Origin of the sequence: Kitasatospora sp. NPDC098652, from assembly GCF_044760155.1 — a bacterium.
Lineage (GTDB): Bacteria > Actinomycetota > Actinomycetes > Streptomycetales > Streptomycetaceae > Kitasatospora.
In genome coordinates this window covers 203638-219987 of record NZ_JBIWAQ010000002.1, presented here as the reverse complement: position 1 = coordinate 219987, position 16350 = coordinate 203638, and the positions used below count along the sequence as shown (strand labels likewise).

The window sequence follows — 16350 nt, the reverse complement described above, 5'->3', positions numbered from 1 at the left end:
GGGGGTGTTCGGGGGCCTTGCGGCCCGCCGGGTCGGATCGCGTGGATCGCGGCCGCACGGCGACGGGTGGGCGGTGCGGTTGCGGAGAGCTTGCTCCTGTCCTGGGGGTTGGGCAACAGGTCGGTTTTTCACTGCTCAATGTGTACAAGCTGGCCAGGAAATCCCGGCTCGGGCTGCGCAAAATGTGCTGTCTCCGGGCGGTCATCCCCGGAATTCTGTGCAGCCGCACCTACCGGCCCTCGGGGCCGGGCCCGTCGGCGGGCGGGAGGTGGCGCAGGAACCAGTCCCCGGCCAGCTCAGCGGCCTGGTCGAGGGTGCCGGGCTCCTCGAACAGATGGCTCGCGCGCGGCACCACCACCAGCTCGCCCACGCCGCCCAGCCGGGCCAGGGCCCGCCGGTTGAGGTCCAGCACGGTGGTGTCCAGCGCGCCGACCACGAGCAGCGTAGGGGCGTCCACCCGGGCCAGCACGTCCGGCCCGGCGAGGTCCGGCCGCCCGCCCCGGGAGACCACGGCGCGTACCGCGGGGCCCAGTTCGGCGGCCGTGTACAGCGCGGCGGCCGCGCCGGTGCTGGCACCGAACAGTCCCAGCGGCAGCCCCCGGGCCCCTTCGGTGCGGCCCAGTTCCTCGGTCACGGCGGTCAGCCGCGAACCGAGCAGGGCGACGTCGAACACCTTGCGCCGGTCCGGCTCCTCGGCCTCGGTGAGCAGGTCGAACAGCAGGGTGCCCAGCCCGCGGCGGTTCAGGTGGCGGGCGACGTGCCGGTTGCGCGGACTGCGCCGGCCGCTGCCGCTGCCGTGCGCGAAGACCACCGCGGCGCGCGCCCCGGCGGGCACGGTCAGCCGGCCGGTCAGCCGGACCCCGGCGACGGCCAGCGGCAGCTCGCGGTCGATCCCGGGCGGCTCCCCGTCGGGCGGCTGTCTGCCGGACGGCTTCGCGCTGGGTGGCTCCCTGCCGGCCGGTTCCCCGGCGGCCGGCTCCCCGGCGGGCCGCTCGCTCCTGGCCTCGGCCAGCAGCCGCAGCACCTCCTCGTCGCCGGTCTGCGTGAAGTCGGCGTAGAACTCGCCGATCGCGAAGAACGGCGACGGCGTGTCGACGCAGACCAGTTCGTCGGCGACCTCGGACAGCCGCTCCGTCCAGTCCCGCGGCGCCACCGGGACGGCAAGCACCACCCGCGCCGCCCCGCGGGCCCGGACGATCCGGCAGGCGGCCCGGGCGGTCGAGCCGGTGGCGACGCCGTCGTCCACCACGACCACCGTGCGCCCGCGCAGGTCGGCCGCCGGGCGGTCGCCCCGGTAGCGCACGGCCCGGCGCTCCAACTCGGCGCGCTCGCGCCGCTCCACCTGGGCCAGCTGCCCGTCATCCACCCCGGCGAGCCGGATGACCTGCTCGTTCAGCACCCGGACGCCGTCCTCGCCGATCGCCCCCATACCCAGCTCGGGCTGGTGCGGCACGCCCAGCTTGCGGATCACGCAGATGTCCAGCGGCGCACCGAGCGCCGCCGCCACCTCGGCCGCCACCGGCACCCCGCCCCGGGGCAGGGCGACCACCACGGTGCCGGGGCCGGCGAGGTGGCCGAGCCGGTCGGCCAGGCGGCGGCCCGCCTCGGTGCGGTCGGTGAAGTGGGTTCCGGTGACGTGCATTCCACGGCCTCCGAGTTCCACCGTACGCCGGTCCGGTGCACCGGTCCCGGGCCTTGCTCCGGGCCTTGCTCCGGGCCTTACTCCGGGCGTTCCGCTGGGCATTCCGCCGGGCGTTGCTCCGGGCAGGGTGGGGGCGTCCGGCGGTTGCCTGCTGGGGGCTTGGCGGGGCCCGCACGGGGGTCTCGGCAGGGCCCGGTGGGACCGGGGCAGGACCGGGGCAGGACCAGGGCAGGACCGGGGCCAGGACCTGGGCGGCCGCGGACCCGGGACCGCGACGGGGCCGCCCGGGACTACGCACGTCCGGGCCCGGGACGGTACGGCCGCGCGGCCGGGAGCGGTACGGGACGACACCCCCGTGCGACCGGGACGGCGGGCGGCGGAACGTGGTGCGCAGAGGCGGTCCGCAGAGCCCGCCCAGCACCGAAGGAGCGTCCGACATGCCGGGCACCGTCATCACCGACCTGCGCCGCCGCGGCTCCGCCGTCGACCCCGGATGCCTGCTCGCGGGACCGCTTCGCGCCGTCGGCCTGCAGTGGCTCGAACCGGGACGGAGCGCCGAGGTGACCGCCGAGGGCGTCGAGCACGCGCTGTACGTCACTGCGGGCTCCGGCCTCGCCACGTTGCCGGAGGACGTCGTGCACCCCGACCACCCCGAGCGCGCCGACACCGGCCTGCCGCTGGTCGAGGGCACCGCCGTCGTGCTCCCGCTCGGCGCGCGGACCGTCCTGACCGCCGGAACGGCCGGACTGGAGTACTTCCACGCCGTCCTGGCCGTTCCCCCGTCCGCCGAACCGTCCGCCGAACCGGCCGCGGGACCGGCTGCCGGAGAAGCCGAAGCCTCCGGCGAAGAACCCGACGAACCCGAAGAACCCGAAGAAGGTGACCAGAGGTGATCGTCACCACCGACACCGGCTCCGCCACGGTCCTGCTCGGCCCGAACGGGGAGCAGGTCCGGATCCGTTCACTGGCCCGTCGCGCCATGCTCACCAGCGCGTGCGAGGCCTTCGACCACCTGCGGCTGAGCCCGGGCGCCCACCACGTCCTGCCCGGGCGGCCCGATGCCGAGACCGTGCTGCACGTACTGCGCGGCGCCGCCGTCATCGGACAACTCGCCGACCAGCCCGACCACTTGGCCTCGGACGGCGACCTGCTGCTGGCCCGCAAGGGCTGCACCCTGTGGATCGAGGCCGGCCCGCTCGGTGCGGAACTGCTCTGCCTCACCCTGGCCGTGCCCCGCCACCGCGCCGGCACCCGGGCCTCACGCGCCCGCCGCCGCGCCGAACACTGCGACCGGCCCTGACCTCCACCAGCTCTGACCTTCACCGGCCCTGACCGCCGCTAGCCCCGCCCTTCACCGTTCTCCGGGAGCCACTTGTGATCCTCGTCCCCGCCGCTGTCCCGCGCACCGCGCCCGTCTACCAGCGGCTGATCGACCCCGAGCGCCGCCCGTCCGTCCGTGCCGCGCTGACCGTCGAGACCCTGCCGCCCGGCGTCCGGGTCGAGCAACTCCCGTGCGAATCCGTCGAGTCGGTCACCGTGGTGCTGGCCGGACGGCTGTCCGCGGGCGGCCGGATCCTGTCCCCGGGTGAGGCGCTGCACCACCCGCCCGGGAGCGGTCACCGGCTCACCGCCGTGCGCGGCGCACCGACCGCCGTGCTCACCGTCCGGCCCGTCCTGTCCGCCGCCCACATCCCCACCCAGCGCGCCGGTTCGCGACTCCTCGGTCCGGTCCGGTCCGCCCGGCGGATCGCCGTCGACACCGTGCTCCTCGCCCCCGGTGGGCAGCACGGGCCGTACGCCGTGACCGCGGTGGACACGTTCCTGGTGCTGCTCTCCGGCGCCGACGCCCGCCTCGGTCTCGCCGACCGCGAAGTGCCGCTGTTCCCAGGTGACTTGGTCTACCTCCGGGCCGGTGAGCGGTACGTCCTGCGAGCTGGTGCGGGCGGGCCGGTGACCGCCGTGCGCGGCCGGGTCGGCGCGGTTCTGGGACCTGAACAGGACCTCGAGCCCATGCAAACGGGGCAGTCCCGTCCGCACAGTGGTGGGCAGAGCGATTGATCGATCGGATCGGCCGCTCGGAAGAACCAGGAGTACCACCTCATGTCCACGAACACTGCGACTGCCTCGACGACTGCGACCAGGGTGATCTGTACGGCCGGAGCGCTGGCGGGCGTGATCGCGGCAGCCCTGGCACTGCGCAAGGCCTGTTTCGGACCCGTCCCGGAGTCGACCGGGCGTTCCGAGTCGAAGTCCGGCCCGGTCACGCGTAAGGACTGCCCGTTCGGGTGCGGGCCCGGCCAGTAGCCCGCCGCGCCGCCACCCCCTCCGACTAACAGCTGACAGCCGACAAAAAACAACTAACAGCTGACAGATTTTGAAATCTGTCAGCTGTTCGCTGTCAGCCGTCGGCTGTCAGTTGTCAGCTGTCACCCGCTCGAGCTGTCACCCGCTCGCCCGCCACGGCCGCTCCCGCTACCGGTTGGCCGCCGCCGAGCGCGGCAGCACCGCCAGCACCTGTGTGCCGTGCTGCTCGGGCAGCGGTCCCACGGTGCAGCAGCCACCGATCTCCGCCGCCCGGTCGGCCATCGACCGCAGGCCGACCCCACCGCCCGGCGGTTCCTCGGTGGTCTTCGCCTCCCACCGGTACCCGACCCCGTCGTCCTGCACGGTCAGGGTCAGCGCCTCGTCGTCCACCCTGAGCGTCACCCGCGCGGTCCGGGCCCGGGCGTGCCGCAGCACGTTGTTGAGCGCTTCCGCGGTGATCCGGTAGGCCGCGACCTCCACCGCCGCCGCCAGCTCCGGCAGCGGTTCCGGCGCGACCTCCACCGTCACGGCCAGCCCCGCCCCGATGAAGTTGTCCGCCAGCTGCCGGACCGCCCGGGCCAGTCCGAGTTCGCCCAGCGGCGCCGGCCCGAGCCGGTCGGTGATCCGGCGGACCTCCTGGATCGCCATCCCCAGGCCCTCGGAGACGGTGTGCAGCGGATCCGCGAGCCCGCCGTCCGCCGCCGTCGAGGCCGCGTTGTCCACCCGCAGCCGCAGGCCGGCCAGGGCCGGCCCGAGCCCGTCGTGGATGTCCCGCCGCAGCCACCGTCGTTCCTCCTCCCGGGCGGCGATGATCTGCTCCCGGCTGGCCAGCAGGTCCTCCTGGAGCTGCAGGGAGGCGACGGCGGGCGAGGCCTGGTCGGCGAGCGAACGCAGGATGTCCACGTCGGTCGCCGCCAGCCGCTCCTCGCCCGTCCGCAGCCCGACGGTCAACTCGCCGATCGGCAGCCCGTTGTGGACGAGCGCGAAGCCCTGGCTGCGGCCGTTCAGCCGCCCGGCGGTGGCCAGCGTGCGCCGTCCGGCCCGGGTGGTGACGGCCAGGGTGACGCCGGGCAGCTTGAGTTCCTCGGCGACGGTCGCGCACAGCGCCGCCGGCAGCTGCTCCGGGTCGACGACCTGCCGCACCCGCCCCGCGAGCGTGCGCAGCACCTGGTACGGCTGCGCGCGTTCGCCGTAGTACAGCCGGTCCACCACGGCGACGGCCCGTCGCGCCGCCTTCGGCAGAGTGGCGCCGAGCGCGTACACCAGGGCGATCAGCAGCAGGGCGGCTCCACCGCGCCCCGGTAGCAGCGAGTTGGACAGTACGGCGGCGGCCACCACGAACAGTCCGGTGACGCCGGTGCCCAGCAACAGCCCGATCAGGACGCTGCGGGCCGCCCGGTCGAGCCGCCAGCCGTGGTCCCGGATCACCAGGAAGCCGATCGCGACGGCCCAGACCGCCCCCGCCGCGGTGAACAGCCAGTAGCTGAGCCAGTAGTGGTCGGCGCGGTTGCGCATGTAGAAGTCCTGCAGCGCGACCCAGAGCACGTACGCCCCGAGCATGCCCGCCACCCGCAGCCGGTGCCGACGGGTCTCGGCCGCGTCGCGCCCCGGGACGGCCGCCGGCCGCAGCAGCCGTGACAGCAGGACCAGCGTGACGAACCCGAGCACGCACTCGCTGATCAGCAGGTCGTGGCCGCCCAGTCCGTCGACCACGGTCACGGCGAGGTGTGCCGGCGGGCTGTCGGCCAGCGGGTTGGTCCGCCCGTAGGTCGTCGGGTAGGCGAGGCCCTGGGCCACCTCGGCGGTCACCCACACGCCGACGGCCCCGATGAACCACCACCATCGCCGCGTCGTCAGCCGTCCGCTCGGCAGCCAGAGCGGCAGCGCGTAGATGAGCGTCGTCCTGACCGCGCTGAGCAGGGTGTCGAAGGCCAGTACGGCGCCGGCGATGCCAGGGTCGCGGACCTCGACCCACAGCGGTGCGGCCGCCACCCGGGGAAGGATGTTGGTGAGCGCGTAGACGAGCATCACCCAGCCGAGCGGACTGCCCGGGCGGTGCGCGTGGAGCAGCATGCCCGCTCCGGCGGTCGGCAGGGCGTAGACCAGGATGGCGAGTTCGTCGCGGGGGTGGGAGACACCCGGTTCGCCGAGGTGGACGAGCACGTAGCAGATCCACACCGTCGCGGAGACGAAGCAGAGTGCGGTGACGACCGCGGCGGCGGTCAGTTGCCGCTCGGCCCGGGTGCGGCGCGGGGGATCGGAGACCGTGATCATGGCACCACCTCGGTTCTCGACAGCGGGTGTTCCGCCGGCCGCGACGTGGTCCGCCGGCGCCTTGTCCCCAGAGCGTTCGGTCCCAGGGCGTTCGGTCCCAGGGCGTTCGCTCCCAGTCTGGTCGGCCCGGTGTCCCGGTCGCCTGAGGCAGCGGTCACGCATTCCGGGCGGGACGGCGGTGGGCCCCGGGCGGGACGGCGGCGGGCGCCACCGCCGCCGTGCGGACGACCTCCGGGCATGTCACGGAGAGTCACGTGATCGCCGCTGCTAGTGTCGGCCGGGTGGATGAACACCAGCTGGTCGCACCCTCAGGCCCGGCGGGCGGGGCCACGCCCGTTCGGGTACTGATCGTCGATGACCACCCCCTCTTCCGCGAGGGGCTCAAGGCGGCGCTGGAGAGCGCCGAGGGCGTCACCGTGGTGGCCGAGGCCGAGCGGGTCGCCGACGTCCCGGAAGCGGTCGCCCGGCACAGCCCGAACGTGGTGATCATGGACCTCTCCCTGCCCGACGGCTCCGGGCTGGAGGCCGTCCGCCGGCTCGCCACCCAGGACCAGTCCCCGCCGGTGCTGATGCTGACCATGTCGGACGACGACGGCAACCTGCTCGCCGCGCTCCAGGCGGGCGCCCGCGGCTACCTGGTCAAGGGCGCGGGGCGCGAGGAGGTGCTGCACGCCGTCCGGACGGTCGCCGCGGGCGGCGCGGTGTTCGGCGGAGAGGTCGCCGGGCGGATCACCGCCCTGCTGGCCGGGGCGAAGATGCGCGAGGCCGGGCAGCTCTTCCCCGACCTCACCGCCCGCGAGGCCGAGGTGCTGGACCTGGTCGCGCGCGGCCACGACAACCGGCGGATCGCCCGGGAGCTGGTGGTCGCGGAGAAGACCGTCCGCAACCACGTCACCCACATCTTCGAGAAGCTGCACGTCGCCACCCGCGCGGAGGCGGTCGCCCGGGCCCGCGACATGGGCCTCGGCGACGGCTGAACCCGCCGCCCCGACGGGGGAGGTCCAGGGGCCGGGGGCTCCGGAGATGTCGGAGACGTCCGGGGGTGCCGGTCCGCCGACCGGCACCCCCGGAGTCGTACTGGTCCTCGCCGGACCTACGGCTGCGTCACGGCTGCATCTCGTACGCGCCCGAGAGCGCCTCGACCCGGGCCCACACCTTCGCGGCGCGTTCGGCGTCCGCCACCGGGCGGCGCACGTGGGCCAGCGCCCAGGCGGCCTGCTCCTCGGTGGTGGAGGCCTTGCCGTGCAGCTCGGTCGCGTGCGCGGAGAAGTCGCGGACCAGCGCGTCGAACACCTGGTCCAGGACGTCGGCGTCGAGGCCGGTCAGCTCGGCCTGCTCCAGCACCAGCTGGCCGTAGACGATCAGTGCGAACAGCTGGCCGATCTCCAGCAGGAAGTCCAGGTCGGCCTGCTGCTCCTTGCTCGGCGCGTGCTTGAGCAGCAGCTCGCAGAAGCCGTCGGCCTGCTCGCGGAAACGGGCGACGTTCGGCAGCTGGGCGTGCCGGTCGTAGGCGGCGCGCCAGTCGTGGAAGCGGATCGCGCCGAGGCCGCGGGCCGGGCCCTGGTGGAACAGGAAGGCGTCGTCGGCGGCGTCCAGCCGGGTCGGCACCGGCGCGTACTCGGCGGGTGCGAACAGGTAGTTGCCCATGAACTTGAGGATCAGCGCCAGGTTGACGTGGACCGTGCCCTCCAGCTTCGGCAGGCCGCGGATGTCCTTGGCGGCCTTGTCGAAGTAGGTGTCCGCCTCGAAGCCCTTGGCCGCGATGACGTCCCACATCAGGTCGATGACCTTCTCGCCCTCGGTGGTGACCTTCATCTTGGTCATCGGGTTGAAGAGCAGGTAGCGGCGGTCCTCGGCGGAGGCGGTGCGGAAGTAGTCCACGGCCCGCGCGCTGAACAGCTTCATCGCCACCAGGCGGGCGTAGGCGTCGGTCAACTCCCGCCGCACGTGCGGGAAGTCGGTGACCTTGCGGCCGTACAGCACCCGGTTGTGGGCATGCGTGACGGCCTCGTACATCGCGTGCTCGCAGATGCCGACCGAGGCGGTGCAGAGGTTGAACTTGCCGACGTTGACGGTGTTCAGCGCGGCGTCGAAGGCGGCCTGCCCGGTGTGCAGCACGTCCTCGGCCCGGACCGGGTAGTCCTCCAGACGGAACTCGCTGACGTACATCTGGGCGTTCACCACGTTCTTGACCAAGTGGTACGCGTCGTGGCGGCTGTCGGCGGCGAAGAAGACATAGCCCTCGGGGCCCTCGATGTCCGAGCGGCGGCCGAACACCGAGACCAGGCCGGCCACGTTGCCGTTGCCGATGTAGTACTTGGGGCCGGTCGCGGTGAAGCCGCCCTCGCCGTCCGGGGTGAGGATCATGTCGGTGGAGTAGATGTCGGCGCCGTGGGTGCGCTCGGAGAGGCCGAAGGCCATCACGTGGCCCTCGGCGAGGAGCTTGGCGGCGCGGGCCCGGACGGCCTCGTTCTCGCTCTGCCAGACCGGGCCGAGGCCCAGGATGGTGACCTGCCAGGTGTACCAGTAGCCGAGGCCGTAGAAGCCGAGGATCTCGTTCAGCTCGGCGATCCGCGCGGTGTCCCAGCGCTTGTCGGCATCGGCCGTGGACGGGGTCAGGAACTCCGCGAACAGGCCCTCCCGGGCGGCGAATTCGAGGAAGTCGCCGTACCAGGCGCGGTCGATGTAGGTGTCGATGAGCGCCTTCTTGCCGCGGGACTCGAACCAGTCGACGGTCGCGCGCAGCAGCCGGCGGGTCGGCTCGTCGAACTGCGCGGGGTCGTAGGTGCGCGGGTTGAAGAGCATCGGGGGCTCCCAGGGGGTCGAGGGTGTGAGGACTCGGCGGGGTGGGCCGGGGTGCAGCGGAGCGGCGGGGGAGAGGGGAGGGGACCGGCGGGCGAGGCGGGCGGGTGAACGGGCGGCGGCGAACAGAGTTCAGAAGACAGATTTCAGCGAACAGATTTCAGATTTCAAACTCTGTCATCTGTTATCTGTGATCTGTTACCCGCCGTCTGCCGCCTACCGTCCGTCCGTCGGCCGTCCGTCCGCCGTCATTCGTCCGCTCTTCCCCGTCCGTCCTCCGCGAGCCGGCGCAGGGTGGCGAGCACGTCGTCCAGCCAGGCGAGGGTCATCCGCTCGAACTCGATGCCGCCGCGCAGCACGACGTGCTGGAGCTCCTGCCGGGTGTCCAGCGCGGTGAGGTCGGGGAAGTCCCGCTGCTCACCGTGCAGGTAGCGGGCGAGGAGGGCGGCGTGGCTCTCGCGGTGCCGCTCGACCTCGGAGATCAGTGCGGCCGGGTCGTCGAAGGCGGCGGCCCGGATCTTGACCGCGAGCTCGTGCCGCACGGTCTCCGGTTCGACCGGTTCGCGCAGCCAGTCGGCCAGCGCGGCCCGTCCGGGGCCGGCCGCCGAGTAGACCTTCTTGTCCGGGCGGCCGTCCTGCGCGACCTCCTCGGCGGCGACCCAGCCGTCCGCCTCCATCCGCCGCAGCACCCGGTAGATCTGCTGGTGGGTGGCGGTCCAGAAGCGTCCGATGGAGCGGTCGAAGCGCCGGGCCAGTTCGTACCCGGAACCGGGCTGCTCCAGCAGCGAGACGAGGATCGCGTGCTCCAGTGCCATGCCCCGCATCCTGCTATGCAACGAGTTGCATAGGCAATGGGCCCTCGGAGTGTTGAGACACAGGTCACCGGTGTGACTGTCAGCGATAGTGGGCGGATGTCACCGATAGTTGGCGACAGCGGCGATCAGTAACCATGGGTTACGGTCATCTTCGAAGATCCAGACCCTTCCGCGTACGCGAGCTGTTGTCCTGAGCGCATGGCTGTGGATACCGGGGCGGCGATTCCTTCGGATGCCTGCGAGCTCGACGCGCTGGTGGTGCCGTACGCGGGTGACGCGGCTGTGCGGGACCGGTTGCTGCTCGACGGGGGCAGGGTGGGCCGGTGGGCGACGTCCTGGACGTTGAGCGGTGACCAGGTCGTCTGGCCGGTACGGGACCTGGGCTCGGTGGAGGTGTTGTCGTCGCAGCCGGTGCGGCGGTTCACCTGGTTGCCGCGGCAGTTGCACCGGCCAGGGCTGGAGTTCTTGGTGTCGACCGGGCGGATGCACGGCTTCGAGTCGCTGGAGGAGCGCTCGTTGCTGCTGGCGCTGGACTTCGTCGGGGTAACGGAGGTGATGCCGCAGCCGTTCCGGTTGGACTTCGAGCACGTCGGTGGGCGGTCGGCGCACGTTCCGGACTTCCTGGCGGTGATGCCGGACGGCACACGGTGGATGCTGGACGTCCGGCCCGCAGATCTGATCCGGGACGAGGACCTGGTGAAATTCGCTGCGACGCGGGAGGCGGCGGCGAGTGCCGGGTGGCGCTACAGCGTGGTGGCGGGCTGGCGGCGGCACGTGCTGGGCGTGGTGGATGCGCTGTCGGCCCGGCGGCGCCCGCGTTCGGACCGGCTGGGGCTGCAGCCGCTGCTGCTGGAGCGGGCCGCGCGGGGGCCGGTGCGGTTCAGCGACCTGGTCGCGTCGACGCCGTGGCCGCTGCCGGCCCGGGCGGAGGCGCTGCACCTGCTCTGGCACCGGCGGCTGGGCGTCGACCTGGCCGCACCGCTGGGCGACGGCTCGCCGGTCTGGCTCGGTGCCGCCGCTGGGGGCGGGTCGTGAGCCGCGGCGTCCTGGTGCTAGCACCGGGGGTCACCCTGGACGTCGACGGGGTGGAGTGGACGGTCGAGGAGGTGGAGCCGCAGCTCGGCCGGATCGTGCTGGCCAGCCCGGGTGGGGAGCGCGAGTGCCGGTCGCTGCGGTGGCTGGTTAACCACCCGGGTGTCCGGCCGCTGCAGGCACCCGCAGCGGGGCCAGTCCGGGGCGGCCGGCCGGGTGTCGTGCTGGACGATCTGACTGAGGAACAGCTGCTGCGGGCCCGGATCCGGGCCGAGCACGTGCTGGAGGCGGAGACCGGGTTCCGGGGCGGGCACCCGTCGATGGCCTTGCCCGGCGAGCCGCGGCCCGGCTATGACCCGCAGGCCACGACGGTGGGCGAGCGGAGGCGGGCGAAGGCGGCCGAGGTTGCCGCGATGCCGCCGATGGAGGCCGCGGCGCTGGGGATCCGGTTCATGAGCGAGCGGACGCTGGAGCGCCTGGCCGGGAAGGCCGGCCGGGAGTTGGTACTGGCCTGCGCGGACGGACGGTGGACGCGCTCGGGCGGCGGGCACCCGAGCGTCACGGGGGAGGTCCGGGAGGCGATCTTCGCAGTCCGGCAGGAGTCGCTGCGGCGCTCGCGCATGAGTTTCTCCGCCCGGCACCGGCTGCTGCAGCAGTACGTCAACGAGGTGTTCCCGGACTTCCCGCTCGCGCAAGTGCCGTCGCGGAACACGTTCGTGGCGGTCTGGCGGGAGTGGTTCGGGCCGGACGGAGCACGTCAGCGCTACGTCCGCACCGCGCAGACCGCGGAGACGGGGCAGCGGGTGGTGGTCCACCGGCCGGGCCAGGTGGTCGCGCTGGACTCGACGCCGCTGCCAGTGAAGGTGAGGGAGTCGGTGTTCGGCGAGCCGGTCTCGGTGGTGCTGTCGATTGCGCTGGACCTCTACACGCACTCGCTGGTCGCGTTCCGGCTGACGTTGGTGTCGGACACGTCGGTGGACATCGCGATGCTGCTGCGGGACGTGATGCTGCCGCTGCCGATGCGTGAGGGCTGGGGCGAGGAGATGGAGTGGCCCTACCCTGGCGTCCCGGCCTCGGTGGTCGCGGAGTTCGCCGGGCACAAGGTCGCCGCGCTGCCGTTCTTCGCGCCGGAGACGGTGACCACCGACCACGGCGGCCCCTACAAGAACCACCACCTGGTCGACGCCCAGCGGGTGTTGGGCTGCAACATCCTCCCAGCCCGCGCGTTGAGGGCGAGTGACAAGTCCGCCGTCGAGCGGGCGTTCTCCTCGATCAAGACGCTGCTGCTGGAGCACCTGCTGGGCTTCACCGGCACCGACGTCGCCGACCGGGGCGCCGATCCGGAGGCGGACGCGCTGCTGACGATGTCGCAGATGGAGCACGTGATCGCGACCTGGATCGTGAAGGTCTGGCAGAACCGCGTGCTGGGTGAGTACGCGCCCTCCTGGGGCCCGGGCGAGGGGCACAGCCCGAACTCCCTGTTCGCGGCCGCCGCCCTGCAGGGCGGCCTGGACCTGGAGATCCCCGACCCGGAGCTCTACTACCAACTGCTGCGGGGCCACCACGTCAAGATCCACCAGGGTCGCGGGGTGAAGATCCTCAATCTCTGGTATCACCACCCGGTGCTGGAGGAGGATCGCTTTCGCGGGCCGTCCGCGCGCGGCGGCCGGCACAAGGGCGGCTGGCTGGTGCGCTCGGACCGGCGCGACCGGCGGTCGGTGTTCTTCGAGGACCCCGACGAGCCGGGCTGCTGGCACACCTTGCGCTGGACGGGGCTGCCGCCCGAGGGTGAGGTCCCCGCGTTCTCCGATGCGACCGCATCCAGCTTGCTGGCGGAGGTCCGTGCTCGCGGGATCTCTCCGCGCACCGACGCCGAGTTGCTGCCTGTCCTGCTGGAGATCCTCGGCTCGGCGATCCCGGTCGAGCAGTGGCCATCCCGGATGACCAAGCGGGAGAAGACCGGCCGCTCGCGCCGCACCGCCCAGAGCGCGGCCGCCGCGACCGACCGGCCCGCACCGGCACCCGCGAAGTCTCCCGCGGACAACGTGGTGGCCTGGCCCGTCGAGGCGGCGGCGGTCGACGCGGCCGTCGACACCGAGCGCCGCCGGCTCCGGGAGGCGAGCGTCGTCCACGCTCCCACCCCGCCCCCGCGGCTGGGCGACAGCCTGCGACGCCGCCGCCTGTTCGCTCTGCCGCCCGACGACGCCCCCGAGGCACAGGAGGAGAGTTCGTGACCGACGCCACCGGGCGGCCGCACCCGCTCAGCGCGATCCTGGCCGGCAAGCCGCCACGTCGGGACACTTTCGACGGCTGGCAACACTACCGGGCCAACCGCAGGGCGTTCGAAGCCGCACCGGTGCTGACGCTGGACCAGTGGCGGGCGCTGAGCCCGCGCGGGCGGGCCCTGCACGACCTGCACCGAACGGCGACTCACGTCAACCTGCCCCTTCAGGAGACGCCGATGGCGTTGAAGGTTTCCCGGCTGCTGTCCCGGAGGATCCTTGGCAACGCGCTGCAGCGGACCGCGGCGACCTGGCCGGGGGTGATCGTCGGCGGGTGGGGCTATCAGGGCAAGACGGAGACGGTCTGCGAGGTCGCGGCGGAGTTCGAGGACACCTGGCTGGAGATGAACGGCTTCGTGAACCCCGGCGCCCGGCCGGGCGTCCGGGCCCTGCACGCGCCGGTCGCCTACGTCCAGACGCCCGTCACAGCGACGCCGAAGGGCCTCTGCGAGGCGATCCTGGGCTTCTTCGGGGCGCCGACCAAGGGCCTGACCCTGTCCCAGCTTGTCCGCCAAGTCGCCGCCGCTCTGGACGACCACGGAGTCCTGGTCCTGATCCTGGACGACATCACCCGGCTGCGGCTGCACCGCGTCGATGATCAGGATGCCTTCGACCTGGTCCGGGCGTTCATGAGTATGAACGTCACCCTGGTGTTGGTCGGCGTCGACATCGCCGGGGCCGGCCTATTGCGGCGGGCCAGTTGGGACAAGCGGGGCAAGCAGTGGGTGATGCCCGCCGCAACGGGCGGCCGCGTCCATGGCCTGGAGGTCACCCAGACCGAGCGCCGGTTCGACTTCGTCGAACTGGACCGCTTCCGCTACACCACCCCCGCCCAGATCCAGGCGTTCCACGACCACCTCGTCGGCCTGGAATCCGGTCTGCGGCTGTTCAACGCCGTCCCGGGCATGCTGACCGGCGGCGGCATGCCCGAATACCTCATGCGCCGCACCGGCGGCGTCGTCGGACTGCTCAACCGCCTGACCGAGGATGGCGCCCAGGAAGCGATGGACAGCGGCAGGGAGCTGATCGACGAGCAACTGCTCGACGGGATCGTCCTGAGCCTGGACGACCCGGACCGTGACCCGGCGGCCGGCGAAGTCCCCCAGATCCCGGCGACGGCGCCCCCGACCGTCGCGGCGGCGGGCCGGAAGGGGGAATCCGCAGGGTCGGGCCGGCGCGGGCGCAACACAGTCTTCGACGACACCGGCCCGGTCGCGCAGAAGGGGGCCTGACTGGTGGACGACCGCTTCCCGGCCGCCTTGCCCCGGAGCCTGGATCCGCTGCCGGGCGAGAGTTTGCCCGGCTTCGTTCTGCGGCTCTCCCACCTGCTGGATCTGCGGCCGGGTCTGGTCGTCCGATGCACTGGCCTGGGCACCACCGGCGGAGGGTGGTCCTCCCGGGCGTCGGCCATGCAGCTGTTTGTGCTCGAAGCCGATGTCCGGGCCCGGTTCGCTCGGGCGACCCGGTTGAGCGAGGAGGAGGTCGACCGGCTCACCCTCCGCCGTTGGGCCGCCCACTACCCGCCGATCGCCGACGCGGTCGGCCGGCCGGACCAGAGCTTCCGGCGCCCGTTCCTGAACCGCGAGTGGGTCCTGCCGGCCTCCAGTCGCTACTGCCCGCAATGCCTCGCGGGTGACGGCAGCGACATCCAGCTCCGACACGGCGGCCCCTGGAAGCTCGAATGGCGCCTGCCGGTCGTCTTCGGCTGCCTGGAGCATAACCGCCTGCTCGCGGATACCTGCCCGGGCTGCCGCCTCCAGGCGCTGAGCGGGAGGACCCGGACCACCAACACTCCGGACCTCATCATGGGCCCGGGTCGGCAGGTCCTGCATCCTGCTCAATGCCGGAACACAACGGAGATGTCGCTGCACGGCCCGGTCTGCGGGACCCGACTCGACTCGGCTGACAACACGACTGCGGCGCTCACTCCGGAGCAGGCGGCCCTCCAGGTCAAGTTGTTGGAGTTGCTCTCCGATGACCGCGATCCCGTCCGGTCGTTCCAGGCATTTGCCGATCTTCGTGCCGCTGCCGCGCTGGTCATCTCGGCCTGGCCGTGGTCCTCGTTCGACTCGCAGGTTTCGCGGGAAGAGATCGACCTGGTCATGCAGTCCCTTCCCGCCCTCCACCACAGGAACAGGAACACTGCGAGCACCGGGGGCCGGTGGGGAAGCGCTCCAACCACCAGTGCGGCCGCGGCATGCATACTTCGGCTCGCGGACGCTCTCCGCACTCTCCCTGCTCCCCAGCTCCGCCAGGCGCTCAGCCGCCGGCCGGGCATAGGCTTCCACGTCGACGGGTCCGGATGGGGCCGGACCTGGGAACATGTCCGACAGGACTGCTCACCGCAGTTTCGGACGCAACTCCAGCAGGCAGTTCAGCGCCAGTTTTCCCCCGCGGTCCAGGAGACCAACGCAACCCTGCTGATCCCCGTTCGCCAGCGCGGCTACCGGCCCGAGCACATCCCCCAGCGGTTCCCTCGTGAATGGCTGGACATCCTGGTGGCCAACGGCGCCCCGAAGGAGATCCGAAGCGTTCGAACCCAGTTCCGCCGAGCTGCGGCGATCCTGCTCGTCCAAGCCGCAGACGGGACCACCGCGGCCGACGCCGCACGCTTCCTTGGACTCCCACGAGACCGTATCCGAGGCCGGTTCCTGAGCCTCATGCCGACAGCGGGCCACCCCTGGATGCAGAGGCATATCAGCGAGAAGCTGCCGGAAGCATTCGAAGCCCTCGCCCGGCACATCGCTGAGCTGCCCGACCCGGTCGACTACCACGAACGACGCCAACGCTTGGGCTCATGGCACCTTCGCCCACCCGACTGGGAGAACCTCACCGCGCAACTGCCCCCGGCAACCTCGGCGCGGCCTCACTACGGCCCTGACCTGCACCGCACATGCGCCTCGGCCTACATCTGGGCCAAGGCCACGAGCGGCGAATGGACACACGCACCGATCTTCCAGCCCCCGCTGGACCCGGCCGGGACCATCGTCAACAAGACGAGCATCGAACACGCGCTTCTCTGCATCATCGACACCCGACGTGATCGCCACTACACAGCACTTCGCGAAGCCCTGAACGATCACGCCCAGGAGCTCACCACCGCAGCCCCCCTTAAGCGACTACCGTCCGTAATCAATACGAAGAACGTCCGCCAACTACCGCCGACAGGAACCGCCAACTAGTGCTGCCAAAGCACCCA

At 72.4% G+C, this 16350-nt stretch carries 12 protein-coding genes; 8 read left to right on the top strand and 4 right to left on the bottom strand.

What is annotated here, in order from left to right; translation table 11 throughout:
* Positions 1-229 precede the first annotated feature (229 nt).
* The gene (locus ACIQWA_RS05070; RefSeq protein WP_402478290.1) at positions 230-1642 is read right to left on the bottom strand and encodes a phosphoribosyltransferase family protein; all 1413 of its coding nucleotides are present in this window, start codon (positions 1640-1642) and stop codon (positions 230-232) included.
* 437 nt (positions 1643-2079) lie between these two features.
* On the opposite strand from ACIQWA_RS05070, the gene ACIQWA_RS05065 reads away from it, so the two are divergent.
* The 3 genes from ACIQWA_RS05065 to ACIQWA_RS05055 all read left to right on the top strand — a co-directional run bounded on the left by ACIQWA_RS05065 (position 2080) and on the right by ACIQWA_RS05055 (position 3700).
* Positions 2080-2535, top strand: coding sequence for a hypothetical protein (locus ACIQWA_RS05065; RefSeq protein WP_402478288.1), 456 nt, complete (start codon positions 2080-2082; stop codon positions 2533-2535).
* A complete protein-coding gene (locus tag ACIQWA_RS05060) occupies positions 2532-2942 on the top strand; it encodes a hypothetical protein (protein WP_402478285.1) in 411 nt (136 codons plus the stop codon). The genes ACIQWA_RS05065 and ACIQWA_RS05060 overlap by 4 nt, the downstream gene beginning before the upstream one ends.
* A gap of 74 nt (positions 2943-3016) precedes the next feature.
* Complete coding sequence (locus ACIQWA_RS05055) at positions 3017-3700, top strand: hypothetical protein (protein WP_402478283.1); 684 nt, start codon at positions 3017-3019, stop codon at positions 3698-3700.
* 414 nt (positions 3701-4114) lie between these two features.
* Here the strand turns inward: ACIQWA_RS05055 and ACIQWA_RS05050 are convergent, their stop codons facing one another.
* Positions 4115-6220: an ATP-binding protein gene (locus ACIQWA_RS05050; protein WP_402478280.1), complete on the bottom strand. Its 2106-nt coding sequence runs from the start codon at positions 6218-6220 to the stop codon at positions 4115-4117.
* Positions 6221-6501: 281 nt separating this feature from the next.
* On the opposite strand from ACIQWA_RS05050, the gene ACIQWA_RS05045 reads away from it, so the two are divergent.
* Positions 6502-7197 carry a response regulator gene (locus ACIQWA_RS05045; RefSeq protein ID WP_402478277.1) on the top strand — a complete coding sequence of 232 codons (696 nt, stop codon included), beginning with the start codon at positions 6502-6504 and terminating at the stop codon, positions 7195-7197.
* A gap of 127 nt (positions 7198-7324) precedes the next feature.
* Here the strand turns inward: ACIQWA_RS05045 and ACIQWA_RS05040 are convergent, their stop codons facing one another.
* Complete coding sequence (locus ACIQWA_RS05040) at positions 7325-9025, bottom strand: acyl-CoA dehydrogenase family protein (RefSeq protein WP_402478273.1); 1701 nt, start codon at positions 9023-9025, stop codon at positions 7325-7327.
* A 245-nt stretch (positions 9026-9270) separates the two neighbouring features.
* Positions 9271-9837 (bottom strand): PadR family transcriptional regulator, encoded by a 567-nt coding sequence (locus ACIQWA_RS05035; RefSeq protein ID WP_360245869.1) that lies wholly within the window; start codon positions 9835-9837, stop codon positions 9271-9273.
* Between the two features lie 198 nt (positions 9838-10035).
* Between ACIQWA_RS05035 and ACIQWA_RS05030 the strand changes: the two genes are divergently transcribed.
* Genes ACIQWA_RS05030 through ACIQWA_RS05015 form a run of 4 tightly spaced genes read left to right on the top strand, consistent with a single transcriptional unit; the run spans position 10036 to position 16333 of the window.
* The gene (locus tag ACIQWA_RS05030; protein WP_402478270.1) at positions 10036-10872 is read left to right on the top strand and encodes a TnsA-like heteromeric transposase endonuclease subunit; all 837 of its coding nucleotides are present in this window, start codon (positions 10036-10038) and stop codon (positions 10870-10872) included.
* Complete coding sequence (locus ACIQWA_RS05025) at positions 10869-13103, top strand: transposase (protein WP_402478267.1); 2235 nt, start codon at positions 10869-10871, stop codon at positions 13101-13103. Before ACIQWA_RS05030 ends, ACIQWA_RS05025 begins: the two co-directional genes overlap by 4 nt.
* Positions 13100-14383 carry an AAA family ATPase gene (locus ACIQWA_RS05020; protein ID WP_402478265.1) on the top strand — a complete coding sequence of 428 codons (1284 nt, stop codon included), beginning with the start codon at positions 13100-13102 and terminating at the stop codon, positions 14381-14383. Before ACIQWA_RS05025 ends, ACIQWA_RS05020 begins: the two co-directional genes overlap by 4 nt.
* A 3-nt stretch (positions 14384-14386) precedes the next feature.
* On the top strand, positions 14387-16333 hold the full coding sequence (locus ACIQWA_RS05015) for a TniQ family protein (protein ID WP_402478262.1): 1947 nt from the start codon (positions 14387-14389) through the stop codon (positions 16331-16333).
* The last annotated feature ends 17 nt before the right edge of the window (positions 16334-16350 follow it).